This is a genomic window from Streptomyces blastmyceticus (assembly GCF_039521185.1).
Classification (GTDB): Bacteria; Actinomycetota; Actinomycetes; order Streptomycetales; family Streptomycetaceae; genus Streptomyces; species Streptomyces blastmyceticus.
On sequence record NZ_BAAABW010000053.1, the window covers coordinates 1 to 1,321 of the forward strand.

Below are 1,321 nucleotides of genomic sequence, written 5' to 3' on the forward strand. Positions count from 1 at the left end.
CGGGTATGGCTTTCAGCCGGTTGCCCAAGATGGTTCAGTTCACCTGGCCGCCCGGCGTCTCACGACGACTCGGCCGCTGATTAGGAGCTGCGGGCCCCTGCGGGTGCATCGCTGAGTAGGACCATGCTGGCGAGGTCGTCCGGACGAACAGCGCGCGTCGAACGACCGGAGGAACAAGTGACCCGGATCTGGGTGGGAACGGACATTGGCAAGACCCACCACCACACCGTGGTGCTGGACGTCGAGGGCAAACGGCTGCTGTCGCGGCGCGTGCTGAACGACGAGCCGGAGCTGCTGGCTCTGCTCGCCGACGTGCTGGCCATCGGCGAGGACGTGGTCTGGGCCGTTGACGTTGCTGACGGCATGGCTGCCCTGTGGATCAACATCCTGCTCAACCACGGCCAGCAGCTCGTCTACATCCCCGGCCTCGCGGTCAACCGCGCCGCTGCCGGCTACCGGGGCACCGGGAAGACCGACGCCAAGGACGCCACCGTCATCGCCGACCAGGCCCGGATGCGCCGCGACCTGGCCGTCCTGCGGCCGGACGACGAACACGCCATCGAACTGCGGGTCCTCACCAACCGCCGGGCCGACCTGAACGCCGACCGCACCCGCCGGATCAACCGCCTGCGCGGTCAGCTCACCGGCGTCTTCCCCGCGTTGGAGCGGACTCTGGATCTGGGCAACGTCGGCCCGCTCATCCTGCTGACCGGGTACCAGACCCCGGCCGCCCTGCGCCGCACCGGCCGCAAGCGGCTGGAAACCTGGCTGGGCAACCGCCACGTCCGCAGTCCCGAGGCCCTCGCCACAGCCGCCCTGGAGGCAGCCGAACGCCAGCACACCGCCGTCCCCGGGGAGAAGATCATCGCGCAGGTGATCCACACCCTCGCGAAGGAGGTGATGGGCCTCAACGAGCAGATCACCGAGACCGACAAACTCATTGCGGCCCGGTTTCGCGACCATGAACTCGCCGAAGTGATCTCCAGTATGCCCGGCATCGGCCCGCTGCTGGGCGCCGAGTTCCTCGCCGCTACCGCGGGCGACATGAGCCGCTACGGCACTGCCGACCGCCTCGCCAGCCTTGCCGGAGTCGCCCCGGTACCCCGCGACTCCGGCAACGTCAGCGGCAACCTGCACCGCCCCCGGCGCTACCACCGCGGCCTGCAACGTGTCTTCTACACCTCCGCGCTCATCAGCATCCGCAGCTGCGACGCCTCGCGGCGCTTCTACGAACGCAAGCGCGCCGAAGGCAAACGGCACACCCAGGCTGTCCTCGCGCTGGCCCGGCGGCGGGTGAACGTCCTGTGGGCCCTGATCCGTG

1 protein-coding gene is annotated in these 1,321 nt (G+C 69.4%); it reads left to right on the forward strand.

From position 1 onward, the window contains the following. Positions 1-177: 177 nt before the first annotated feature. Positions 178-1,321, forward strand: a 1,144-nt coding sequence (locus ABD269_RS35270; RefSeq protein WP_425573046.1) for an IS110 family RNA-guided transposase, incomplete at its 3' end; no start/stop codon positions are given.